Annotated in this window: 25 protein-coding genes; 18 read left to right on the plus strand and 7 right to left on the minus strand. The window is 61.3% G+C overall.

The features are described from left to right. The 7 genes from ACQ4LH_RS17775 to ACQ4LH_RS17805 all read left to right on the plus strand — a co-directional run. A partial coding sequence (locus ACQ4LH_RS17775) for a molybdopterin dinucleotide binding domain-containing protein (RefSeq protein ID WP_430698431.1) occupies positions 1–276 on the plus strand: 276 nt, incomplete at its 5' end. An 11-nt stretch (positions 277–287) separates the two neighbouring features. Then, entirely contained in the window at positions 288–773 is a 486-nt protein-coding gene (locus tag ACQ4LH_RS17780) for a nitrate reductase cytochrome c-type subunit (protein WP_430698432.1), read from the plus strand. A gap of 9 nt (positions 774–782) precedes the next feature. Then, complete coding sequence (locus ACQ4LH_RS17785; protein WP_430698433.1) at positions 783–1,379, plus strand: cytochrome c3 family protein; 597 nt, start codon at positions 783–785, stop codon at positions 1,377–1,379. Between the two features lie 88 nt (positions 1,380–1,467). Next, complete coding sequence (locus ACQ4LH_RS17790) at positions 1,468–2,466, plus strand: alpha/beta hydrolase (protein WP_430698434.1); 999 nt, start codon at positions 1,468–1,470, stop codon at positions 2,464–2,466. 295 nt (positions 2,467–2,761) lie between these two features. Beyond that, complete coding sequence (locus tag ACQ4LH_RS17795; RefSeq protein WP_430698435.1) at positions 2,762–3,472, plus strand: 4'-phosphopantetheinyl transferase family protein; 711 nt, start codon at positions 2,762–2,764, stop codon at positions 3,470–3,472. 72 nt (positions 3,473–3,544) lie between these two features. Beyond that, on the plus strand, positions 3,545–4,834 hold the full coding sequence (locus tag ACQ4LH_RS17800; protein WP_430698436.1) for a M18 family aminopeptidase: 1,290 nt from the start codon (positions 3,545–3,547) through the stop codon (positions 4,832–4,834). Continuing rightward, a complete protein-coding gene (locus ACQ4LH_RS17805) occupies positions 4,834–5,232 on the plus strand; it encodes a GFA family protein (protein WP_430698437.1) in 399 nt (132 codons plus the stop codon). The genes ACQ4LH_RS17800 and ACQ4LH_RS17805 overlap by 1 nt, the downstream gene beginning before the upstream one ends. A 1-nt stretch (position 5,233) precedes the next feature. Here ACQ4LH_RS17805 and ACQ4LH_RS17810 read toward each other — a convergent pair whose 3' ends face one another. Further along, positions 5,234–5,950 carry a UTRA domain-containing protein gene (locus ACQ4LH_RS17810; protein ID WP_160087426.1) on the minus strand — a complete coding sequence of 239 codons (717 nt, stop codon included), beginning with the start codon at positions 5,948–5,950 and terminating at the stop codon, positions 5,234–5,236. Between the two features lie 342 nt (positions 5,951–6,292). Between ACQ4LH_RS17810 and ACQ4LH_RS17815 the strand changes: the two genes are divergently transcribed. The 8 genes from ACQ4LH_RS17815 (at position 6,293) to zapE (ending at position 13,145) form a co-directional block, all read left to right on the plus strand. Beyond that, on the plus strand, positions 6,293–7,351 hold the full coding sequence (locus ACQ4LH_RS17815) for an ABC transporter substrate-binding protein (protein ID WP_430698438.1): 1,059 nt from the start codon (positions 6,293–6,295) through the stop codon (positions 7,349–7,351). A 58-nt stretch (positions 7,352–7,409) separates the two neighbouring features. Further along, positions 7,410–8,216 (plus strand): alkaline phosphatase family protein, encoded by an 807-nt coding sequence (locus ACQ4LH_RS17820; protein WP_430698439.1) that lies wholly within the window; start codon positions 7,410–7,412, stop codon positions 8,214–8,216. Then, a complete protein-coding gene (locus ACQ4LH_RS17825) occupies positions 8,213–9,058 on the plus strand; it encodes an ABC transporter permease (RefSeq protein ID WP_430698440.1) in 846 nt (281 codons plus the stop codon). Before ACQ4LH_RS17820 ends, ACQ4LH_RS17825 begins: the two co-directional genes overlap by 4 nt. Continuing rightward, positions 9,045–9,842, plus strand: coding sequence for an ABC transporter permease (locus ACQ4LH_RS17830; protein ID WP_430698441.1), 798 nt, complete (start codon positions 9,045–9,047; stop codon positions 9,840–9,842). The genes ACQ4LH_RS17825 and ACQ4LH_RS17830 overlap by 14 nt, the downstream gene beginning before the upstream one ends. Beyond that, complete coding sequence (locus ACQ4LH_RS17835; RefSeq protein WP_430698442.1) at positions 9,839–10,828, plus strand: ABC transporter ATP-binding protein; 990 nt, start codon at positions 9,839–9,841, stop codon at positions 10,826–10,828. The genes ACQ4LH_RS17830 and ACQ4LH_RS17835 overlap by 4 nt, the downstream gene beginning before the upstream one ends. Then, complete coding sequence (locus tag ACQ4LH_RS17840) at positions 10,828–11,481, plus strand: HAD family hydrolase (protein WP_430698443.1); 654 nt, start codon at positions 10,828–10,830, stop codon at positions 11,479–11,481. The genes ACQ4LH_RS17835 and ACQ4LH_RS17840 overlap by 1 nt, the downstream gene beginning before the upstream one ends. Positions 11,482–11,589: 108 nt before the next feature. After that, the gene (gene arsN2, locus ACQ4LH_RS17845) at positions 11,590–12,024 is read left to right on the plus strand and encodes an arsenic resistance N-acetyltransferase ArsN2 (RefSeq protein ID WP_430698444.1); all 435 of its coding nucleotides are present in this window, start codon (positions 11,590–11,592) and stop codon (positions 12,022–12,024) included. Further along, on the plus strand, positions 12,024–13,145 hold the full coding sequence (gene zapE / locus ACQ4LH_RS17850; protein WP_430698445.1) for a cell division protein ZapE: 1,122 nt from the start codon (positions 12,024–12,026) through the stop codon (positions 13,143–13,145). Before arsN2 ends, zapE begins: the two co-directional genes overlap by 1 nt. On the opposite strand, the gene lpdA is transcribed toward zapE, so the two are convergent. Both lpdA and ACQ4LH_RS17860 read right to left on the minus strand, forming a co-directional pair. Next, the gene (gene lpdA / locus ACQ4LH_RS17855) at positions 13,142–14,542 is read right to left on the minus strand and encodes a dihydrolipoyl dehydrogenase (RefSeq protein WP_430698446.1); all 1,401 of its coding nucleotides are present in this window, start codon (positions 14,540–14,542) and stop codon (positions 13,142–13,144) included. The two genes, zapE and lpdA, sit on opposite strands and share 4 nt — an antisense overlap. A 25-nt stretch (positions 14,543–14,567) precedes the next feature. After that, positions 14,568–15,776, minus strand: coding sequence for an MFS transporter (locus ACQ4LH_RS17860; RefSeq protein WP_430698447.1), 1,209 nt, complete (start codon positions 15,774–15,776; stop codon positions 14,568–14,570). A 120-nt stretch (positions 15,777–15,896) separates the two neighbouring features. On the opposite strand from ACQ4LH_RS17860, the gene ACQ4LH_RS17865 reads away from it, so the two are divergent. Both ACQ4LH_RS17865 and ACQ4LH_RS17870 read left to right on the plus strand, forming a co-directional pair. After that, positions 15,897–16,478, plus strand: coding sequence for a PaaI family thioesterase (locus tag ACQ4LH_RS17865; protein WP_430698448.1), 582 nt, complete (start codon positions 15,897–15,899; stop codon positions 16,476–16,478). Between the two features lie 39 nt (positions 16,479–16,517). Continuing rightward, entirely contained in the window at positions 16,518–17,096 is a 579-nt protein-coding gene (locus ACQ4LH_RS17870) for a TetR/AcrR family transcriptional regulator (protein WP_430698449.1), read from the plus strand. A 75-nt stretch (positions 17,097–17,171) separates the two neighbouring features. Here the strand turns inward: ACQ4LH_RS17870 and ACQ4LH_RS17875 are convergent, their stop codons facing one another. From ACQ4LH_RS17875 to ACQ4LH_RS17890, 4 genes are all read right to left on the minus strand, one after another. Beyond that, positions 17,172–17,966, minus strand: a complete 795-nt coding sequence (locus ACQ4LH_RS17875; protein WP_430698450.1) for an SDR family NAD(P)-dependent oxidoreductase — start codon at positions 17,964–17,966, stop codon at positions 17,172–17,174. Between the two features lie 242 nt (positions 17,967–18,208). Continuing rightward, positions 18,209–19,762, minus strand: a complete 1,554-nt coding sequence (ahpF, locus tag ACQ4LH_RS17880) for an alkyl hydroperoxide reductase subunit F (protein ID WP_430698451.1) — start codon at positions 19,760–19,762, stop codon at positions 18,209–18,211. Between the two features lie 152 nt (positions 19,763–19,914). Beyond that, positions 19,915–20,478: an alkyl hydroperoxide reductase subunit C gene (gene ahpC / locus ACQ4LH_RS17885; protein ID WP_090252986.1), complete on the minus strand. Its 564-nt coding sequence runs from the start codon at positions 20,476–20,478 to the stop codon at positions 19,915–19,917. A gap of 115 nt (positions 20,479–20,593) precedes the next feature. Further along, complete coding sequence (locus tag ACQ4LH_RS17890; protein ID WP_430698452.1) at positions 20,594–21,559, minus strand: NAD(P)H-quinone oxidoreductase; 966 nt, start codon at positions 21,557–21,559, stop codon at positions 20,594–20,596. Positions 21,560–21,686: 127 nt separating this feature from the next. Here ACQ4LH_RS17890 and ACQ4LH_RS17895 point away from each other — a divergent pair, with 127 nt between their 5' ends. Then, positions 21,687–23,768 (plus strand): carboxy terminal-processing peptidase, encoded by a 2,082-nt coding sequence (locus ACQ4LH_RS17895; protein WP_430698453.1) that lies wholly within the window; start codon positions 21,687–21,689, stop codon positions 23,766–23,768. Positions 23,769–23,776 lie beyond the last annotated feature (8 nt).

Genomic DNA, 23,776 nt, shown 5'->3' on the forward strand with positions numbered 1-23,776 from the left:
CAGCGTCNGACSYGGGTGTACATGCRCCCGGATGATGCCARGGCGCTCAACGCCCGGCGCGGCAGCGAAGTCAAAGTGATTAGCCGGCGCGGTGAAATGCGCGCACGTATCGAAMCCCGCGGGCGCAACAAACCGCCACAAGGCCTGGTGTTCGTGCCGTTCTTCGACGCCAACAAGCTGATCAACAAAGTCACCCTGGACGCCACCGACCCGATCTCCAAGCAGACCGACTACAAGAAGTGTGCAGTGAAGATCGAACTGATCAGCGTGGCCTGAGGAGAACTCTGATGAACATTCGCCTACTGCCTCTCCTGCTCCTGGCCGCGTTCGGCATTGCCGTGGCCGCCGAGGTCAATTACCCACTGGACGCACCGGCTCCGGATGGCCGCCGCCCAGGCGGCACCATCAGTCAGAGCCTGCCAGCACCTCCCATCGCCAACGAGGAAAACAAGGACCTCAAGCGCGAGCGCAACTACCCCGAGCAGCCACCGACCATTCCGCACAGCATCAGCGGCTACCAGATCGACAAGAACGGCAACAAGTGCCTGGCCTGCCATAGCCGCGCCAACAGCGCACGCAGTCAGGCGCCGATGATCAGCATCACCCATTACATGGACCGCGACGGCCAGGCCCTGGCGGCGGTGTCGCCACGGCGCTACTTCTGCAACCAATGCCACGTCTCACAGAACGACGTGCAGCCGCTGGTGGGCAATAGCTTCGAGACCATCGACACGCTGTTGCAGAACGAAGCCAATACCCCGGCGAAACCCTGAGGAGGCGTCATGAAGTCATTGTTCGCCCTGCTCAAGGACTACTGGCGCATCCTGCGTCGCCCGAGCGTGCATTACAGTCTGGGCTTTCTCACCCTCGGCGGCTTTGTCGCCGGGATCATCTTCTGGGGTGGTTTCAACACCGCGCTGGAGGCCACCAACACCGAAGCTTTCTGCATCTCCTGCCACGAGATGCGCGACAACGTGTATGTCGAGCTGAAAGACACCATCCACTACAGCAACCGCTCCGGGGTGCGCGCCACCTGCCCGGACTGCCACGTACCGCACCAGTGGACCGACAAGATCGCGCGCAAGATGCAAGCTTCCAAGGAGGTGTGGGGCAAGATCTTCGGCACCATCAACACCCGCGACAAATTCCTCGCCCACCGCCGCGAACTGGCTGAACACGAGTGGGCGCGACTGAAAGCCAACGACTCGCTGGAATGCCGCAACTGCCACAACTTCGAATTTATGGACTTTACCCGCCAGGGCCAGCGCGCAAGGCAGATGCACTCCACCGCCCTGGCCAGCGGTGCCGCCACCTGCATCGACTGCCACAAAGGCATCGCCCACAAGCTGCCGGATATGAGCGGGGTTCCAGGCTGGTGAAACGCTAAACCCATAGGCTCAGATACGCCAGCCGGGTCGTAGACGCATCGCAAGGAGCCACTTGTGCCACAGACAAGGAGTACTCGCGATGAACGACTTTGTAGTCAGCGCCCGCCGTGTAAAACAAGCCGTGTTCGATGCCGAACCCGGCCCCTCACATATGCTGCTGGTACCTTCGGATGCCAACGAACCCATCCCAAAACACGGACGCATGGGTGAAAACTGGGTCAAGGCCTGGGTGCAGCAGTTACTGGCCGAGGCCATCTGGGGCACGGATGAGCGCACAGGCGCCGAGCGCGGCGACATCCTGGTCTACGTGCATGGCTACAACAACAGCGCCCCTGAAGTACTTAAACGCCATCGCCAATTGCAGAGCGACCTCAAGGCCCTGGGCTGGAAAGGCGTTGTGGTGTCGTTCGACTGGCCCAGCGACAACAAGACCGTTGGCTATCTGGAAGATCGCCACGACGCCAAGCTCAGCGCGATGCAGCTGGTTACCGACCTGATCGCCCTGCTGGCCGCCAAGCAGACCCCGGATTGCGCGGTGAACACGCACATTCTTGCCCACTCCATGGGCACCTACGTGGTGCGCGAAGCCTTCGACGACGCCGACGACGCAAGGCTGGAAAACAACAGCTGGATGATCAGCCAACTGTGCTTTATCGGCTCCGATGTCTCGGCCTCATCGTTGAGCCAGGGCCATGCCAGCAGCGACTCGCTGTACCGCCACTGCACGCGCCTGACCAACTACTTCAGCTTTGGCGACAGCGTGCTGAAGCTGTCCAACGTCAAACGCGCCGGCGTAGCACCACGCGCAGGTCGGGTGGGCTTGCCGGATAACGCGCCGGACTCGACAGCCGATGTCGACTGCACCGCCTACCATCAACAGCTGCTCAGCGATAAAGCCCTGCAGGCCCGCGACCAGCCGCATAAGTTTCTCGGCAGCGAGGACCACTCGTGGTACATCGGCAACCGCGTGTTCACCCGCGACCTGTTCGAAACCCTCAAGGGCGATCTGGACCGCAGCATCATTGCCGCCCGCAGCCCAATACCTGGCAGTAGACGTTTAAGCTTGGTGGGTAAATAGCGCTGGGCGTGGAGCGTTAGGCAGACAGCGCGACGGCCCGAAGGGTGGCGGCCAGGGATAGCCGACCAAAAAAAACGGGAGCCCAAACGGGCTCCCGTACTCATTCTCAGAGAAATGCCGGAACAAGCCTCACGCCTGCGCCAGCTACAACCTCACCTGCGTCCCCGAAGAAACGCATGCCGCAGTGTGGCAAAAAAGCCTCGGCAACTCCGTTTAGCTTTGTTGCCGCTTTGCAAAGAAATGTAAACGCCCGCAGCGGCTGGCCGTACAAACCGCCGCGCGGCAGAATAGGCCGATGAATACAGCCTACTTGCCATCCTGCTGCAGCCCACTGAATGACCTCTGGCCACTGCCGCATACGCTGCCGGCGGTGCAGCTGATCAGCACCCGCTTTAGCCCCGAGCTGCTGGATGCAGCGGACTTCAGCCGCTGCGCAGTCGAGCCGGTGCGCGGCGTGGCCAAACGCCAAGCCGAATACCTGGCCGGGCGGCTGTGTGCGCGTGAGGCCTTGATGCGTTTGACTGGCATAGCTGCCACGCCGGCGTGCGGTGAGGACCGTGCGCCGCAGTGGCCGTTAGGTATGGTCGGTTCGATCACCCACGGCAGCGGCTGGGCCGGCGCCGTAGTGGGCAACAACGCGGATTGGCGCGGCCTGGGCCTGGACATCGAGCAGATCATGCCGGCCAGCCGCGCCGAACGCCTGGCTGGGGAAATCCTCACCCCAGCCGAATTATTCCGTCTGGAAGCCTTGCCGAGCGAACAGCGCGCGCAACGCATCAGCCTGACCTTCTCGCTCAAGGAAAGCCTGTTCAAGGCGCTCTACCCGCAGGTGCTGCAGCACTTCTACTTTCAGGATGCCGAGCTGCTCAGCGTCGACGCCGACAATAAAGTGCGTATGCGTCTGCTGATTGACCTGCATGCCGACTGGCCCGCCGGCAGTGAGCTGCAAGGCCAATTCACCGAGTTCGACGGTTATCTGCTCAGCCTGGTCAGCATCGCGCGCTGATCTGTCGAGCGCGGCAGCCCAAAGCGCTAGGCAAATCCGCTAAACTCGGCCGATTGCCGTCTGGAGTGCCCTATGCGCGAAGATTTGAATCAAGGCCTGATCGAGTTCCTCAAGGCCTCGCCAACCCCTTTTCATGCCACCGCCAGCCTGGCTCAGCGCCTTGAAGCGGCCGGTTTTCAGCACCTGGACGAGCGCGCCAGCTGGCACACCGAGGCCGGCGGCCGCTATTACGTCACGCGCAACGACTCCTCGATCATCGCCTTCAAGCTAGGCAAGCGCGCGCCGCTGGAAGGCGGTATCCGCCTGGTTGGCGCGCACACCGACAGCCCGTGCCTGCGGGTCAAACCGCAACCTGAGCTGCAGCAACAGGGCTTTTTCCAGCTCGGCGTTGAGGTATACGGCGGTGCATTGCTGGCGCCCTGGTTCGACCGCGACCTGTCGCTGGCCGGTCGGGTGACCTATCGCCGCGACGGCAAGGTGGAAAGCCAGCTGATCGACTTCCAGAAGCCGATTGCGATCATTCCCAACCTGGCCATTCACCTCAACCGTGAGGCCAACCAGGGCTGGGCGATCAACCAGCAGATCGAGCTGCCGCCGATCCTGGCGCAGCTATCCGGCGATGAGCCGGCCGATTTCCGCGCCCTGATCACCGATCAACTGGCCCGCGAACACGACTTCAGCGCCGATGCGGTGCTCGATTACGAACTGAGCTTCTACGACACGCAAAGTGCTGCGGTGATTGGCCTGAATGGCGACTTTATTGCCGGCGCGCGGCTGGACAACCTGCTGTCCTGCTACGCCGGGCTGCAGGCGTTGTTGGCGGCACCGGATGAAGAAAGCTGCGTGCTGGTGTGCACCGACCACGAGGAAGTCGGCTCCTGCTCGGCCTGCGGCGCCGACGGCCCGATGCTCGAACAGGTTTTGCGCCGCGTACTGCCGGACGGCGATGCCTTCGTGCGTACCATCCAGCGCTCGCTGCTGGTCTCAGCCGACAACGCCCACGGCGTGCACCCCAACTACGCCGACAAGCATGATCAGAACCACGGCCCAAAACTCAACGCTGGCCCAGTGATCAAGATCAACAGCAACCAGCGCTACGCCACCAACAGCGAAACCGCCGGGTTCTTCCGTCATCTATGCCTGGAAAATGAAGTGCCGGTGCAGAGCTTCGTCACCCGCAGCGACATGGGTTGCGGCTCGACCATCGGCCCGATCACCGCCAGCCAGCTGGGCGTACGCACCGTGGACATCGGCCTGCCGACCTTCGCCATGCACTCGATCCGCGAACTGGCCGGCAGCCATGACCTGGCGCATCTGGTGAAAGTGCTGACGGCGTTTTACGCCAACGCCGAGCTGCCGTGATGCTGACGGGTAGCTGTTTGTGCGGTGCGCTGGCCTACAGCGTCGCGCGCCTGGACAAGCCTATTGGCCACTGTCACTGCATGACGTGTCAGAAAGCTCATGCAGCCCCGTTCGCCACTACGGCTGGCGTGCTGCGTGAGGATTTTCACTGGCTGCGTGGTGAAGACAAGCTCTCCAGCTATGAGTCTTCGCCGGGAAAGCTGCGCCACTTCTGTTCAGTCTGCGGTTCTCAGCTGGTGGCTGAACGACCTGCCCAGCCCCACGTAATCATCCGCGTGGCCACGCTGGATCAGGACCCCGGCGAACGCCCTGCCCAGCATATCTGGACCAGCCACGACCGACCCTGGCTTTCAACCGCAGCGCTGCCTAGCCATGACGAGTGGCCGCCAGGTCGCTAAATCACTCCGGCACCTCGACGCTCACATGCAGGGCGTCGTGGCGCCAGAACTCCAGATCGCAATCAATCAACCGACCATGCTGGTCGCGGTTGATCCGCACGATACGCAGCGCCGGGCTGCCCACCGCCACTTTCAATGCCGACGCGGCTTCGCTGTGCAACGCCGTGGGCACCATATCGAAGCGCACACGGCCGTAATGAATGCCGTATTCGCTGGCGTACAACTCGGTCAGCGAACGGGTCAGATCGAAATCCAGGATGCCGGCGAAGTAATTCGGATTGAGGTAGTGCTCGACATACAGCACCAGACGGCCGTCGATGCGCCGCGCGCGGCGGATCTGGTAGACGCTGGACAGCGCCGGCAAGGCCAGTAGCTGACAGATCTCGGCGCTGGCCGGAATCAGCTTGGCGCTCAGCACTTCAGTGGCCGGCACCCGCCCCTGCTCGCCGACCATCGCATGGAAATGGCTGCGCACCAGCGGGTTGTAGGCCACGCGCGGCGGCGAGACAAACCAGCCGCGACGCTCCTCACGATAGATCAGCCCCTGAGCCTCAAGCTGGCCCAGCGCCTCACGCAGGGTGATGCGCGTGGTATCGAATACCTCGCTGAGCTTGCGCTCGGCCGGCAACTGACTTCCCGACGGCAACAGGCCGTGTTCGATCTGCTCTTCCAATGCCCGGCATATAGCTGTGACTGCCCGCGGCGCTTCATCGCGCATCAAGACCTCCAAAATTGGACTAGTCCAGCCCCATTTCGGGGCATCAACATGTGAATGCAGCTGTAAAAACCATGTTTCAAGTTTAAGCAGTCTTGATGACCACGCCATGACAACTTTCTTTCAGCGCCAGTAAAAGCTGATAAAACTTGGCCTGCACGCCATACATGACTGAATTTGTTCATGGTCTACGCTAGTGGTGCGCCAGTTTGTGCAACCCGGCTCGAGCCGGTAAATGACCAACATACATAAAACTGTCATTTAACAAGCCTAAATTGGCCTGGGTCTTGCTGATCTAGACCAGAACTTTTCACTGCACGCACTTCAATCGCAAAGGAGTTTCCAATGAAACAACTGCTGCTGGCTTCACTGATGGGCTCAGCCATCGCCCTGGCCACCTCGGCCATGGCTGCTGAAACGGACTTGCAAGCACTGGAAAAGGCCGCGCGCGCTGAAGGCGCGGTGAACAGTGTGGGCATGCCGGACAGCTGGGCCAACTGGAAGGACACCTGGGTTGACCTGAACAAGCTGTATGGCTTGAAGCATATGGACACCGACATGAGCTCGGCCCAGGAAATTGCCAAATTCGCCGCTGAGAAAGACAACGCCACCGCCGATATCGGCGACGTAGGCGCGGCCTTTGGCCCCATCGCAGTGCAGCAGGGTGTTACCCAAGCCTACAAACCCAGCACCTGGGAACAGATTCCAACCTGGGCCAAGGACGCTGACGGCCACTGGATGCTCGCCTACACCGGCTCTATTGCCTTTATCGTCAACAAGCAGCTGGTCAAGGACGTGCCACGCTCCTGGGCCGACCTGAAACAAGGTAAGTACAAGGTCGCCATCGGTGACGTCAGCGCCGCCGCCCAGGCGGTGAACGGTGTGCTGGCCGCGTCCATCGCCAACGGCGGCGACGAGAAGAACATCCAACCTGGCCTGGATTTCTTCGCCGAAATCGCCAAACAGGGCCGCCTGGGCCTGTCCAACCCGACCATCCAGACCCTGGAAAAAGGCGAAGTGGAAGTCGGCATCGTCTGGGACTTCAATGGCCTGTCTTACCGCGACCAGATCGATCCAAGCCGCTTCGAAGTGCTGATCCCATCCGACGGTTCGGTGATCTCAGGCTACACCACAGTGATCAACAAGTACGCCAAGAACCCCAACGCGGCCAAGCTGGCGCGTGAGTACATCTTGAGCGACGCAGGCCAGATCAACCTAGCCAAGGGCAACGCCCGGCCGATCCGCGCCGAGCACCTGACCCTGCCGGCCGAAGTGCAGGCCAAGCTGCTGCCAAACGAGCAGTACGCCAAGGTGCAGCCGATCAAAGACCCAGCCGCCTGGGAAGCCACCTCGAAAGCACTGCCGCAGCTGTGGCAGGAAAATGTGATCATCGAAATGCAATAAACGCTCGTCCACAGCCCGGCGCTCGCCGGGCTGTGTTTTTGCTCAAGGAAATCGCTCGATGAAACACAACGTCATCCTGGTGGTACTGGATGGCCTGAACTATGAGGTGGCCCGCCATGCGCTGGGGCATCTGCAGGCCTACTGCGGCGCTGGCCGCGCTGCGCTGTACAAGCTCGAGTGCGAGCTGCCCTCGCTGTCCCGCCCACTCTACGAATGCATCATGACCGGCGTAGCGCCGATCGACAGCGGCATCGTGCACAACGATGTGGTGCGCCTGTCCAACCAGCGCAGCATCTTCCACTACGCCCGTGCTGCCGGTCTTTCCACCGCTGCGGCGGCCTATCACTGGATGAGCGAGCTGTATAACCGCGCACCCTTCGATGCGGCCCGCGACCGCCATACCAGCGACAGCGCTCTGCCGATCCAGCAGGGCCATTTCTATTACGCCGACCACTACCCGGACTCGCACCTGTTCGCCGATGCCGAGCACCTGCGCGTGCAGCACAAGCCGAACTTCCTGCTGGTGCACCCAATGAATATCGATGACGCCGGCCACAAATTTGGCCTGGACTCGCCGCAATACCGCAACAGCGCACGACACGCCGATCTGCTGCTGGCCGAATACCTGCAGCGCTGGCTGGATGCTGGCTACCAGGTGCTGGTCACTGCCGATCACGGCATGAACAACGACCGCTCGCACAACGGCCTGCTGCCGGAAGAGCGCGAAGTACCGTTGTTCGTTGCTGGCAGCGCCTTCAGCCTGGATGGCAACGCGCAGCCACGGCAAACCGAATTATGCGGCACCATCTGTGCCCTGCTCGGTGCCGCGCATGACAAACCCTGGTGCAAGGAACTGCTCAAGTGACGGCAAGCAAACCCCGCGGCAAGTGGCTGGCCCTGCTGTGCCTGCTGCCCTTCGCGATCTTCTTTATCGCCTTCCAGATCGCCCCGCTGGTGTGGGTAGCGGTGCACAGCCTGAGCGTCGGCGACGCCTGGGGCCTGGGCAATTACCAGAAGATCTTCAGCTCCAAGTTCTACCTGCAAGCGATCAAGCACAGCCTGCAGATCGCCTTCTGGTCGAGCCTGTTCGGCATTGTCATCGCCGTGCTCGGCAGCTACTCGCTGCGCCAGGTCGACTCCAAGCTGCGCGACTTCGTCATGGCCTTCTCCAACATGACCACCAACTTCGCCGGGGTGCCGCTGGCTTTCGCCTTCATCATCATCCTCGGCTTCAACGGTGCGCTGACCCTGCTGCTCAAGCAGGCAGGGATCATCGAAGACTTCAACCTGTACTCGAAAACCGGGCTGATTGTGCTCTACACCTACTTCCAGATTCCCCTCGGCGTGCTGCTGCTCTACCCGGCCTTCGACGCCCTGCGTGAAGACTGGCGCGAATCCGCGGCGCTGCTCGGTGCCGGCACCTGGGACTTCTGGCGGCATATTGGCATTCCGGTACTGACCCCGGCGCTACTCGGCACCTTCGTCATCCTCCTGGCCAATGCCCTCGGCGCCTACGCCACGGTGTATGCGCTGACCACCGGCAATTTCAACGTCCTGCCGATCCGCATCGCCGCCATGGTCGCCGGCGATATCAGCCTCAACCCGGACATGGCCAGTGCCCTGGCGATGGTACTGGTGGGCCTGATGGTGGTGATCACCGCCGCACACCAGTGGCTGCTGAAGAGGAGCTACCATGTCGCACGCTGATGCCAAACCGGCCGCGCTGTACCACCGTGTGGTGGTCTGGCTGCTGTTCCTGACCCTGCTGTTGCCGCTGGCCGGCACCCTGCTCTACTCGCTGTCCACCAGCTGGTCGGCGACCATTCTGCCGTCCGGCCTGACCTTCAAGTGGTACGTGGCGCTGTGGAGCGATCCGCGCTTCCTCGCGGCCTTTGGCCAGTCACTGCTGGTGTGCTTCGGCTCCCTGCTGCTGGCCACCGTGTTGATCCTGCCGCTGCTGTTTGTGGTGCATTACCACTTCCCCAAACTCGACGGCCTGATGAACATCCTCATCCTGCTACCGTTCGCCGTGCCGCCGGTGGTGTCCTCGGTGGGCCTGCTGCAAGTCTATGGCTCCGGGCCGCTGGCGATGGTCGGCACGCCGTGGATCCTGATCGGCTGCTACTTCACCGTGGCCCTGCCGTTTATGTACCGGGCGATCACCAACAACCTGCAGGCGATCAACCTGCGCGACCTGATGGACTCCGCGCAACTGCTCGGTGCCAGCACCTGGCAGGCCGCCTTTCTGGTGATCCTGCCCAACCTGCGCAAGGGTCTGATGGTGTCGCTGTTTCTCTCCTTCAGCTTCCTGTTCGGTGAGTTCGTGTTCGCCAATCTGCTGGTAGGCACGCGCTACGAAACCCTGCAGGTGTACCTGAACAACATGAAAAACAGCAGCGGCCACTTCAACAGCGCGCTGGTGATTTCCTACTTCTTCTTCGTGCTGATCTTCACCTGGGCAGCCACTCGCCTGAACAAGGACAGACCATGAGTTACCTGAGCATCCGCGGCCTGCATAAAAGCTACGGCACCACCCCGATCTTCAGCGAGATCGATTGTGAAATCGGCAAAGGCGAGTTCATCACCCTGCTCGGCCCGTCCGGCTGCGGCAAATCCACCCTACTGCGCTGCATTGCTGGCCTGACCGGAGTGAATGGCGGGCAGATTCTGCTCGACGGCCAGGACCTGGTACCCGTCGCCCCGCAAAAGCGCGGTATCGGCATGGTGTTCCAGAGCTACGCGCTGTTCCCCAACATGAGCGTGGCGCAGAACGTCGCCTTCGGCCTGCGCATGCAGAAGGTCAAGGGCAGCGAAGCCGAACAGCGGGTCAAAGAAGTGCTGGAGCTGGTCGAACTCAACGACTTCGCCGGCCGTTACCCGCATCAGCTGTCCGGCGGCCAATGCCAGCGTGTGGCCCTGGCTCGTTCACTGGTCACCCGCCCACGCCTGCTGCTGCTCGATGAGCCGCTGTCAGCGCTGGACGCGCGGATTCGCAAGCACCTGCGCGAGCAGATCCGCAGCATCCAGCAGGAGCTGGGCCTGACCACCATCTTCGTCACCCATGATCAGGAAGAAGCCCTGGTCATGAGCGACCGTATCTTCCTGATGAACGCCGGCAAGATCGTCCAGAGTGGCGACGCGGAAACCCTCTACACCGCCCCCGCCGATGCCTTTGCCGCCGGCTTTATCGGCAACTACAACCTGCTCGACGCCGATGCCGCCAGCCGCCTGCTGCTACGCCCGATCAGCAGCCGCGTGGCGATTCGTCCGGAAGCCATCCAGATTGGCGCGCACGGCAGCATTCAGGGGCAGATTTGCAGCCACCGTTTGCTCGGCAACGTGATCCGTTACCGCGTCGAGGCGCGCGGCGTCGAACTGCTGGTGGACGTGCTCAACCGCTCCCCGGCGGACCTGCATGCCCGCGGCCAGCAGATCAACCTGAATATTGAAGACAACGCAATCTGTGAGGTGGCCTGATGGCCCTGGCAATTTTCGACCTGGACGAAACCCTGATCGGCGGCGACTGCGCTAGCCTGTGGACCCAGGAAATGGTCAAACTCGGCTGGGCCGACGCCGACAGTTTTATCGCCCATGAGCAGGAGCTGATGCGCCAATACGCCGCTGGCAGCCTGGCCATGGAAGACTATATGGCCTTCACCCTGTCGCCGCTGGTGGGCCGCACGCCGGAAGAAGTCGCCCACGTGGTCGAACCGTTTGTCGAAGACGTGATCGAGCCGATTTTCTACAGCGACGCCACCCGCTGCCTGGCCAATCACCGCGCCGCCGGTGACCGGGTGCTGGTGATTTCCGCCTCGGCGCATTTTCTGGTCAGCGCTGTCGCCGCGCGCTTGAAGATCGAAGAAGTGCTGGCCATCGATCTGGAAGTCCAACACGGCCATTACAGCGGCCGTACTCAGGGCGTAATGACCTACCGCGAAGGCAAGGTCACGCGCCTGCGTGATTGGCTGCAAGAGCACGGCGAAGTCCTCGACGGCGCCTACTTCTACTCCGACTCACGCAACGACCTGCCGCTGCTGCAGGTGGTCGACAAGCCCTATGTGGTCAACCCCGACCCTACTCTGCTTGCGCACGCGCAGCATGCCGGCTGGCCAATTCTGAGCTGGCGCTGATAGCGCTCGGTTGAATGCAAAAGACCCACACCTGTGGGTCTTTTGCTATGCGCTCGGGTAAAGTGCCAGCGCTGTACTGATCCGATTGTCTCGCCCAGATGGACGCCCATGATTTTTTACCGCCACCCGCCGGCTGAGGCCGCCAAGGCGTTGCTGGCCGCTGCCGGGCTGCCAACCGCCGATCTTGCAGCTGAACACTTCGCGCACTTTATCGCTGCCGGCCCGGCGCACGCCCCCGAGGCGTTGATTGGCTTACAGCCTTATGACGACGTGGCGCTGCTGCGTTCACTGGTGGTCAGCCCAGCGGTGCGCGGCAAAGGGTATGGCGGCGCGCTGGTCGCCGAGGTCGAGGCCTATGCACAGCAACTGGGTGTACGTGAGCTTTACCTACTGACCAATAGCGCCGAAGCCTTCTTCAGCCGCCGTGGTTACAGCTGCGTCGAGCGAGCCAGCGTGCCTGAGGCGATTCGCCAGACAGCCGAGTTCTCCAGCCTCTGCCCCGCCAGTGCGGTCTGTATGCACAAGCCTATCGAGGCGCGCTGATGGACTGCAGTTCCCCGCTCACCGCCTACCAGCAGGCCATCGATCGCGACGGTTTTAAATCCGACCCGGCGCAGTGGCAGGCCGCCCAAGCCCTGCATGATTGTCATCAGGCCTTGCACCAGGCCACAACGGCGCATGCCATCAACGGGGTGTATCTGTGGGGGCCGGTTGGCCGTGGCAAGACCTGGCTGATGGACAGCTTTTACAAGGGACTGGAGGTCCCAGCACGGCGTCAACACTTCCATCACTTTATGCGCTGGGTGCATATGCGCCTGTTTCAGCTCACCGGCACGCCTGACCCATTGCAGGCGCTGGCCGTGGAGCTGAGCCGCGAGGTGCGCGTGCTGTGCTTCGATGAGCTGTTTGTCAGCGATATCGGCGATGCGATTATTCTCGGCCGGCTGTTCCAGGTGATGTTCGAGCAGGGCGTGATACTGGTCGCCACGTCCAACCAGCCGCCCGAACTGCTGTATGCCGAAGGCTTTAACCGCGAGCGCTTTCTGCCTGCGGTGGCCGCCCTGCAGCGGCATATGCAGGTGGTGAGCATCAACGGTGAGGAAGACCATCGCCTGCACCCAGGCATCGCCCATCCCCGTTACTGGGTCGCCACGCCTGGGTTGCCCAGTGTGCTAAGCCGGACCTTCAGTCAGTTGGCCGCAGGTAGGCCCAGCAGCGACCAACCGCTCACGCTCGGCAACCGCAGCGTACAGACTCTGCGCCACTGCGACGGCGTGCTCTGGTGCCGCTTTGCCGATCTGTGCGAGCAGCCCTTGGCCGCGCCAGACTTTATCGCCCTGTGCGACCGCTTCCAGGCCATTCTGCTTAGCGAAGTGCCAAACCTGAGCAGCCCGCAACGCGCGGCGAAGATCGCCCGTGGCACCGAAGATGGCGTCGAGCGGGTGCAGGCCGGCGATCGCCAGTTGCCGGCCCTGTCGGTCAAGGATGACAGCGTGCGGCGCTTTATCGCCCTGGTGGATGAATGCTACGACCGCAAGGTGCCGCTGTATCTCGAAGCCCAGGTGCCGCTGGCCGAACTCTATACCGAGGGCTACCTGAGCTTCGCCTTTCGCCGCACCCTAAGCCGGCTACAAGAAATGCAGTTGCAGCGCTTTGGCGCTTAAGCCTGCATGGCCCAGCCATGTACATTCATCGCTGCCTGGCGTAGCGCTTCCGAGCGGGTTGGGTGCGGATGGCAGATCAGCGCAATGTCCTCAGCCGAAGCGCTGAACTCCAACGCCACGCAGTACTCGCCGATCAGTTCGCCGGCGCTGGGGCCGATGATATGCACGCCGAGAATCTGGTCGGTGCGCTCATCGGCTAGCACTTTGACGAAGCCTTCGGCCTCATGGTTGATCTTCGCCCGGCTGTTGGCGGTGAAGGGAAACTTGCCGACCTTGTAGGCCCGCCCCTCGGCCTTCAACTGCTCCTCGGTCTTGCCCACGGTGGCAACTTCCGGCTTGGTGTAGATCACCCCGGGAATCGCCTCGTAATTGACCTCGGCGGCATGCCCGGCGATGCGCTCGATACAGGCGATGGCTTCATCTTCGGCCTTGTGCGCAAGCATCGGTCCGGAGGTGACGTCGCCGATAATCCAGATACCCGGCACGCTGCTGCGGTGCTGCTGGTTTTCCAGCATGCCGCGCTTGTCGGTGGCCAGGCCGACGGTCTCCAGACCCAGGCCGGCGGTATAGGGGCGACGGCCAATGGCGACCAGCACATAATCAGCCTGTAGTTGCTCGACAGCACCGCCAGCAGCTGGCTGCAGGTCAAGGGTCACGCCTTTTGCCGTGGCCTTGGCGGCGCTGACCTTGGTTGCCAATTTGAAATTCATGCCCTGCTTGCTCAGGGTGCGCTGCAGGGTTTTCGCGGTTTCGTTATCCAGGCCCGGGCAGATGCGATCGAGGTACTCCACCACCGTCACTTCGCTGCCCAAACGCCGCCACACCGAACCCAGTTCCAAGCCGATCACCCCAGCGCCGATCACCACCAGATGCTTGGGCACCTTGGGCAGGGCCAGAGCGCCGGTGGAGTCGAGGATGCGCTGGTTATCAATATTCACCCCTGGCAGCGGCGTCGGTTCCGAGCCGGTGGCTATCACGATGTCCTTGGCCTGCAACTCGCGCACACTGCCATCGGCGAGGGTCACCGTGACCTTGCCCGGCCCGTTCAAACGGCCCCAGCCCTTGATCCACTCGACCTTGTTCTTGCGAAACAGAAACTCGATGCCCTTGGTCAGCGCCGTTACGCTCTCATCCTTCTGCTTCATCATCTGCGCCAGATTGAGCGTCGGAGTGACCTCGATACCGAGGTTGTTGAGCTCGCCGCTGGTCGCCGCTTCGTACAACTCCGAGGCATGCAGCAACGCCTTCGACGGCATGCAGCCGACATTCAGGCAGGTGCCACCCAATGTCTCGCGCCCCTCGATGCAGGCGACTTTCAGGCCCAGTTGCCCGGCACGGATGGCGGCGTTGTAGCCGCCGGGGCCGCCACCGATGATCAGCACGTCATAGTTGCTCATTGAGTTACTCCTAGGCTGCAGAAATTTAGCGAACCAGGGCCGCGTTCGCTGCCGGCCGTGGGCGCAGCAGGTGGAAGGCGCAGAACGCCGCGACGGCAAATAAACTGTTCAGCAACACCATAGGCCACGCCGAGCCATCCGCCAGCAGGCTAAGCAGGACGCCGCTGCAGGTGGCACCGGCCATTTGCGCAAAGCCCATAAAACCTGCGGCCAGACCAGCGCGGTGGGCATTGGGGATCACCGCCCCAGCCACCGATGCCGGCAGCAACATGCCCCCCCCCAAGGTGACCAACACCTGGGGTAATGACAGGCCGAGCAACGACAAACCAAACAGCAGATAAATCGCCAAGGTGGCCAGCGCTCCGCTCGCCACCAGCGCCGCACCTATGCCGACTATCTTCTCCGGGCCCAGCTGCAAAATGCGCCGCTGGGTAAACAGCGCGCCGGCGATCAGCGCCGAAACAATTGCCGCAAAGGTGATGCCGTATTGCGCCGGGCTCAGCCCGAGCAGGCCGATATACACAGCCGAAGAGCCGGCAACTACCGCAAACATCGCGCCATAGGTGCAGGCCAGCGTCAGGGCCAGCGCGCGAAACGAGGCGGCGCGCAGCAGATCGGCATAGTTGCCGGCCAAGCGGCTGAGCTGCCCGGCCTGCGGGTCGAGCTGCCGATTACTTTCCCGGTACAGGCCCAACACCGCACAAACGATGCCTACGCCGATCAGTAGTGCCAGGGCAATCGGCGCGCGCCAGCCGCCATACAGCGTCAGCACGCCGCCCAGCATCGGCGACAGGACGATCGCGCAGAGCATGCCAATCACCGTCAGCGCCAATGCCGGCCCAGCCTGCGCCTGCCACACATCGCGGACGATGGCCCGCGCCAGCACCAATGCCGCGCAAGCCCCAAGCCCCTGCAGCACGCGGGCGGCAATAAGTTCACCCATGCTGCTGGCCAGCAGCATCCACAAGGTGGCGAGCAGATAGACCAGCAACCCGGCGATCAGCACCGGACGCCGGCCGATACGATCCGACAGCGGGCCGAGCAACAACTGGCCCAGGCCAAAGGCGGCGACGAAAGCCGATAAAGCCAGCAGGCTGCTGCCGGGGCGGGCCGTCATGATTAGTTCGATAACGCCCAGACTGGGGATGATCAGCTGAGTGGAAATTTCTCCAAGGGCAGTCAGGGCCACCAGAATCAGCAGCAGGCTGCGCGACGGCAAGGGATAGGGATGCATGGGCGTGGGTCCTGTGATCACGGGCTGGCGTGGTTCGCCAAACTTTAATATTTCAACCATAATACAAACAATTAAATTACGCTTGTAATTTTACAGCCGCCACAAACAGAGGCCCGCCCCATGAGCATCCCATCACGCGAAGAAAAACTGGCCGAATGGCTCGCCGCCGAACAGGCCATTCGCACCAACCTCGGTGCACCCGGCAGCATGAGCCTGGCGCAGGTCAGCGAACTGTTGCCGCAGGAATTCTTTGACGGCATCGGCCGCGGTGAACTGCCCTCGCCGCCCATCGGCTATCTGCTGGATTTTGTCCCGCTGGAGTGGTCATCCGGGCGCTTCGTCTTCCAAGGCACGCCGGACGCACGCCACTACAACCCGCTGGGCAGCGTGCACGGCGGCTATGCAGCCACCCTGCTCGACTCCTGCATGGGCTGCGCCATCCACACCCAATTGCAGCGCGGCCAGGGTTACACCACCACCGATCTGCGCATCAGCTACATTCGCGCCCTCAGCACCAAGGTCGGGCCGATCCGCGCCGAAGGTCGCATCGTGCACATCGGCCGCACCACCGCGCTGGCCGAAGGGCGCATTTACGATGTTGACGACCGTCTGTACGCCGTCGGCTCAACCACCTGCCTGATTCTCAGCATGCCTGGGATATCGCCTACACCCGGCACTGAAACACCGGGGCGAAGCGAGTAAGATGGCAGGCAACATCTGAAACCAGCGGCCAGGTACTCCATGCGATATTCCGAAGACCACAAAGCCCAGACCCATCAGCGCATCATCGAAGAGGCCGCGCGCCTGTTCCGCCGCGACGGCGTTGGCGCCACCGGCCTGCAGCCGCTGATGAAGGCCTTGGGCCTGACCCATGGCGGTTTCTACGCCCACTTCAAATCGAAAGATGAGCTGGTGGAAACCGCCCTGCGCCACAGCGCTGACAAGCTGACGGCGGTCACCAATGAGATGGCCAACAGTGATAAACCGCTGACCCGCCTGATCAGCGGTTACCTGTCGTCCGCCCATCGCGCCGATCCGGGCGATGGCTGCCCACTGCCGACCATGTCCGCCGAGCTGGGCCAGCGCGGCGCACCCAGCCCGGTGACCGATGAGCTGATCCGCGACCGCCTGCAAACCATCGAAGCCAGCCTTGGCGTTGAGCATGCCGATGAGCAAAGCGTGCTGATCCTCAGCGCCATGGTCGGTGCCCTGCTGCTGTCACGCAGCGTAAGCGACCCGGAACTGTCTGACCGACTGCTGAAAACCACCCGCCGCCTGCTGATCGAACAGAACACCGGCGACGCGGCGCAAAGCACCTGATTGCAGAAAATCAGTGCTACACAAGAAAAGCCCTGACTGTCTCCAGCCAGGGCTTTTCTTGTTACGGCCAGCGATTTACTTGTAACGAGCAGCCGCACTGCTGTGCGACAGGTTCGGCGCCAGCTTGCCGCGGGCATCGGTAAAGGCCTGCCAGTCAGCGGCATCCGGCAGCGATGGAATGGTGATTAGCTCGCCCTGATCGAAACCGGCCAGCGCCGCATCAACCATTTCACCGACCTCCATGATCATGCTCGCCGGCAATGCCGAGTCATCCATGCCGCTACGCTCCCAGATCTCGGTGCGGGTAATACCGGGCAATACGGCCTGCACCTGCAGGCCCTGGGCCTTCACTTCACCGTTAAGGGTCTGGGTCAGGCTCAGCACATAGGCCTTGGTGGCGCTGTACACGGCATTGAACATTTCCGGAGCCAGGGCCACCACCGAGGCGATATTGATGATTGCCCCACGTCCGGCGGCGGTGAAATTAGCAGCGGCTGCGGTGGACAGGTGAGTCAGCGAAACCACGTTGAGCAGAATCATCCGATCTACGGTGTCGAGGTCGGCCTCGACCAGTTGACCGTTCATGGCCATACCGGCGTTGTTGACCAGCAAGCTGATGGCCTTGTCGGTACGCAGGCGCTGGGTAACGGCGTGCAGATCAGCCTTGTCGGTGAGGTCGGCCTTCAGCACTTCGATCTTTACCCCGTATTGCTCGGTCAAACGCACAGACAGTGCCTGCAGGCGCTGCAGATCGCGGGCAACCAACAGCAGGTTGTAACCGCGCTGCGCCAGGCGCTCGGCGTAGGTGGCGCCAATGCCTGACGAGGCGCCGGTGATCAATGCAGTGCCTTTCTCGTTATGCGTGCTCATGGTGCGTCTCCTGGGTGTGCGTGGGTAGTTAGGCTGTCTGGAGGTATAGTGCGCCAATTCATATTACATACATAATATAAATATTATATGTCGAACATAATAAAAGCTATCGACAGCTATTGCGCAGACATTCCGGGCGTCAACGCCGCAGGAAACCATGGTTAAGCTCCTGATCGCAGCGCAAAAAAAAGCGGACAACCGGTGAAGGTTGTCCGCTTTTGTGCGACGTAGCGCGTCTAGCTTTAGCTGCGTATCAGATGATCGAAGGCGCTCAGGGAGGCCTTGGCGCCCTCGCCCACGGCAATCACGATCTGCTTGTACGGCACGGTGGTGACGTCACCGGCGGCAAACACGCCAGCGATATTGGTGGCGCCCTTGGCGTCGACGATGATCTCGCCGAAACGATTGAGCTCCACGCTGCCCTTCAGCCAGTCGCTGTTGGGCAACAGGCCGATCTGCACGAAGATGCCTTCCAGCTCGACGCTGTGCAGCTCTTCGCTGGTGCGGTCCTTGTAAACTAGCGCATTGACCTTCTGACCATCGCCTTTGACTTCGGTGGTTTGCGCGCTCTTGATCACGGTGACGTTCGGCAGGCTGTAGAGCTTCTTCTGCAGCACAGCGTCGGCACGCAGGGTGTCGGCGAACTCCAGTAGGGTTACGTGGGCGACGATGCCGGCGAGATCAATCGCTGCCTCGACGCCGGAGTTACCGCCGCCGATCACCGCGACACGCTTACCCTTGAACAGCGGACCGTCGCAGTGCGGGCAGAAGCACACACCCTTGGCCTTGTATTCCTGCTCGCCCGGCACACCCATCTCGCGCCAGCGCGCACCGGTGGAGAGGATTACGGTCTTCGCCTTGAGGCTCGAACCGTTCTCGAACTTCACCTCATGCAGGCCGCCTGCGCTGCTCGCCGGCACCAGTGCGCTGGCACGCTGCAGGTTCATGATGTCGACTTCGTACTCACGCACGTGCTCTTCCAGAGCGCGTACCAGCTTCGGCCCTTCGGTTTCCTTTACCGAGATAAAGTTCTCGATGGCCATGGTGTCCAGCACCTGACCGCCGAAACGCTCGGCAGCAATCGCAGTACGGATACCTTTGCGCGCAGCGTAAATGGCCGCTGCAGCGCCGGCTGGGCCACCGCCCACCACCAGCACGTCGAACGCCTGTTTGGCGCTCATCTTCTCGGCGTCGCGGTTGGCTGTGCCGGTGTCGATCTTGGCGAGAATTTCCTTCACTTCCATACGGCCGGAGGCGAATACCTCGCCGTTCAGGTAGATGCTCGGCACGGCCATGATCTGGCGGCGCTCGACCTCTTCCTGAAACAGCGCGCCATCGATGGAGACGTTGCGGATATTCGGGTTGAGCACGGCCATCAGATTCAGCGCCTGGACCACGTCCGGGCAGTTCTGGCAGGACAGCGAGAAGTAGGTCTCGAACTCGAATTTTCCTTCAACAGCCTGGATCTGCGCGATGGTTTCGGCATCCAGCTTGGACGGGTGACCACCCACCTGCAGCAGCGCCAGTACCAACGAGGTGAACTCGTGGCCCATGGGGATGCCCGCGAAGGTCAGGCCGATGTCCGCACCAGGGCGGTTGAGCGAGAACGACGGGCGACGGGCGTCGCTGCCATCGGTCTTCAGGGTGATCTTGTCGGTCAGGCCGACGATGCTCTGGAGCAGTTCAAGCAGCTCCTGAGATTTCGCACTGTCATCGAGGGACGCGACGATCTCGAACGGCAGGGTGACCTTTTCCAGGTAGGCCTTCAACTGGGTTTGCAGGTTAGCGTCCAACATGGCGGATAGTCCTCAATGACAAAAATTCTGGGCAATAAAATGCCCGGGCGGATCGCGCCCGGGCATCGGGCACCACTAGGGTCGGGTTGCGACCCTGACAGCGCTAAGAACTCCCCTCCCCGAGCCTAAGCCCAGAGAAGGTGTTGGCAGATTTAGATCTTGCCAACCAGGTCCAGCGACGGAGCCAGAGTCTTCTCGCCTTCTTTCCACTTGGCTGGGCACACTTCGCCTGGGTGAGCAGCGGTGTACTGAGCAGCTTTCAGCTTGCGCAGGGTTTCCGATACGTCACGAGCGATTTCGTTGGAGTGGATTTCAACGGTCTTGATCACGCCTTCCGGGTTGATCAGGAAGGTGCCGCGCAGAGCCAGACCTTCTTCTTCGATGTGCACACCGAAAGCGCGAGTCAGAGCGTGGGTTGGATCACCAACCAGCGGGAACTGAGCCTTGCCTACAGCAGGCGAGGTTTCGTGCCAGACTTTGTGGGAGAAATGGGTGTCGGTGGTGACGATGTAAACTTCGGTGCCGGCATCGCGGAACGCAGCGTAGTTGTTGGCAGCGTCTTCGATTTCAGTCGGGCAGTTGAAGGTGAAGGCAGCTGGCATGAAGATCAGTACCGACCACTGGCCTTTCAGGGACTGCTCGGTCACTTCAATGAACTTGCCGTTGTGGAAAGCGTTGGCTTTGAACGGTTGAACTTGGGTGTTGATGAGATTCATCTCTGGTTCCTTTTGAGGGTTAGAAATTTACAGGGCGCATTTTAACGCCTTATGCAAAAAAAGCTTATTGATTGCCGCCATGATTCCGATTGATTAAGCCAATCGACCGCCGGACTCATACGAATGCAGGGTCTATTACCAAAACCAGCTTGCCGTTGACCTGATTACTCGCCAGCGCAGCAAAGGCGGCCTCGGCATCTTTGAGCGCATAAGCCTGCTGAAGTTGCGGTTTGAGACGCCCCTCGGCAAATAGTGGCCAAACAAACTGCTGCAAATCGCGCAGCAGATCAGCCTTGAACTGCTCATCACGATTGCGCAGGGTCGAACCAATCAGCGCAATCCGCTTACCCAACAATGCCGCCAGATCCAGCTCAGCCTTGCGCCCGCCGAGCAAACCGATGTTTACCCAGCGGCCATCCACAGCCAGCAAATCCAGGTTAAGCGCAGCGTAGCTGCCGCCTACAGGGTCAAGAATCACATCGAACGGGGCGAAATCACGCAACGCCTGCAACTGCTCTTCACCGCGCAGCACGCCGCCCTGAGCGCCCAGGCTTTCGCAGTAGGCCACGCGCTCCGGCGAACCGACGCTGACCCAGCACGGACTGCCAAAGGCTTTACACAATTGAATGGCAGCCGAACCAACACCACTGGCGCCGGCATGCAGCAGGACCTTCTGCCCAGGCTTCAAACCCGCCAGCTGGAACAAATTGAGCCAGGCCGTGGCGTACACCTCAGGCAGTGCCGCCGCCTCAACCAGCGTCATACCCTCCGGCACCGGCAAGGCGTGCCGCGCATCGACCACCACCTCTTCGGCCATGCCGCCACCGCTCAACAGCGCGCAAACCCGGTCGCCAATTTTCCAGTCACATCCGGCGCCCACTTCACTGACGATACCGGCGCATTCCAGCCCGAGCACCTCGCTGGCGCCAGGCGGTGGCGGATAAAGGCCGGCACGCTGCAACAAGTCGGCACGATTCAACCCGGCGGCCGCTACACGGATGCGAATTTCCCCTACATCACAGGCCGGTGCTGGGTATTCTGCCCAATCCACACGGCCTTCAACGCCTTGCAATGCCTTCACGCTGCCTCCATAGTGCATTTGAACCGAGTCCGGCGCTGCCGCCGGGCTTTTGCATTGCGCCGATGGAATCTGGCGCCCTTAAAGACGGCCTAATATGCGTTATCAATTGCCCACACGTCGAATTAGCATGAAGCGATCCCTGCTCAGCGTCACCCTCGCCTTTTCGTTTGCCCTGAGCGCCCTGCCGCTCGCGGCTAAAACCACCAGTGACGACTCCTGGGAATACCTGCAGCCTGATCGCGAGCAGGTCATCGCCAGCCTCAACGTCGTGGAATTGTTGAAGCGCCATCACTACAACAAGCCACCGCTGAATGACGAGCGCTCAGAAAAGATCTATCAGGGCTACCTGAAGATGCTCGACCCGTCGCGCAGCTACTTTATTGCCTCCGATATCGCCGAGTTCGATCAATGGCGCACGCGCTTTGACGACCTGCTGAAAAACGGCGATCTACAACCTGGCTTTGCCATCTACACGCGCCATCTTGAGCGCCTGCAGAGCCGCCTGCAGTTCACCCTGAACATGCTCGAACAGGGCGTCGACAAGATTGATCTCGACAGTGATGAAAGCCTGCTGATCGACCGTGAAAACGCTCCTTGGGTCAAAGATATCGCCGAACTCGACGACCTTTGGCGCAAGCGCGTTAAAGATGAAGTGCTGCGCCTGAAAATCGCCGGCAAAGAGCCTAAGGCGATTCAGGAGCTGCTGACCAAGCGCTACAAGAACCAGCTTGCACGGCTCAAGCAAACCCGCGGCGAAGACGTGTTCCAGGCTTATATCAACGCCTTTGCCATGTCCTACGACCCGCACACCACCTACCTGTCGCCAGACAACGCAGAAAACTTCGACATCAATATGAGCCTGTCGCTCGAAGGTATTGGTGCCGTGCTGCAAAGCGACAACGAACACGTCAAGGTCGTACGCCTGGTGCCAGCTGGCCCGGCGGAAAAGAGCAAGCAGATCTCCCCTGCCGACAAGATCATCGGCGTGGCCCAGGGCAGCAAGGAAATGGTCGACGTGATCGGCTGGCGCCTGGATGAAGTGGTCAAACTGATTCGCGGCCCGAAAGGCTCGCAAGTTCGCCTGGAAGTGATTCCAGCGAGCAATGCACCGAACGATCAAACCAGCAAGGTGGTTGCCATCACCCGCGAAGCGGTCAAGCTGGAAGAGCAAGCAGCGAAGAAATCCATCCTCAACCTCAAGCACGACAACCGTGACTACAAGCTTGGGGTGATCGAGATTCCGGCCTTCTACCTGGACTTCAAGGCCTTCCGTGCCGGCGATCCGAACTACAAAAGCACCACCCGTGACGTCAAACGCCTGTTGACCGAACTGGAGAAGGAAAAAGTCGACGGCGTGGTCATCGACCTGCGCAACAACGGCGGCGGCTCGCTGCAGGAAGCCACAGAACTCACCGGCCTGTTTATCGACCAGGGCCCAACGGTGCTGGTACGCAACAGCGATGGTCGCGTCGATGTACTGGCCGACGAAAACAGCGGCATTTACTACAAAGGCCCGCTGGCCGTATTGGTCAACCGTCTATCCGCTTCGGCTTCGGAAATTTTCGCCGGTGCCATGCAGGACTATCACCGCGCGCTGATTCTCGGTGGCCAGACCTTCGGCAAAGGCACCGTGCAGACCATCCAGCCGCTCAACCATGGCGAGCTGAAGCTGACCCTGGCCAAGTTCTACCGCGTCTCCGGGCAGAGCACCCAGCACCAGGGCGTGATTCCCGATATCCAGTATCCAGACATCATGGATACCAAGGAAATCGGCGAGAGCGCCCTGCCCGAGGCCCTGCCGTGGGACAGCATCAAGCCGGCGATCAAGCCGGAACTGGATCCGATCAAACCGTTCCTCGTCGAGCTGCAGAGCCGTTTTGAAAACCGTACCGCGCAGAACCCGGACTTCACCTTCGCCCGTGAACGCCTGCAACTGGCGCAGAAGCTGATGGAAGAAACCACCGTCAGCCTCAATGAAACCAAGCGCCGCGCCCAGCAGACGGATATCGAAGGCCAGCAGTTGGCCATCGAGAACAGCCGCCGCAAAGCCAAAGGTGAAGCGCTGCTGAACAAGCTCAAGGAAGAAGACGAAGACGCCCTGCCGGTGGAAGATGAAAAAACCAAACCGGAAGATGATGCCTACCTCGCCGAAAGCGGGCGCATCCTGCTCGACTACCTCGGTTTGAACACTCGCCTGGCCAAACAGTAAACAGCGAG

This window comes from Pseudomonas peli, assembly GCF_050563605.1.
GTDB classification, from domain to species: Bacteria; Pseudomonadota; Gammaproteobacteria; order Pseudomonadales; family Pseudomonadaceae; genus Aquipseudomonas; species Aquipseudomonas peli_A.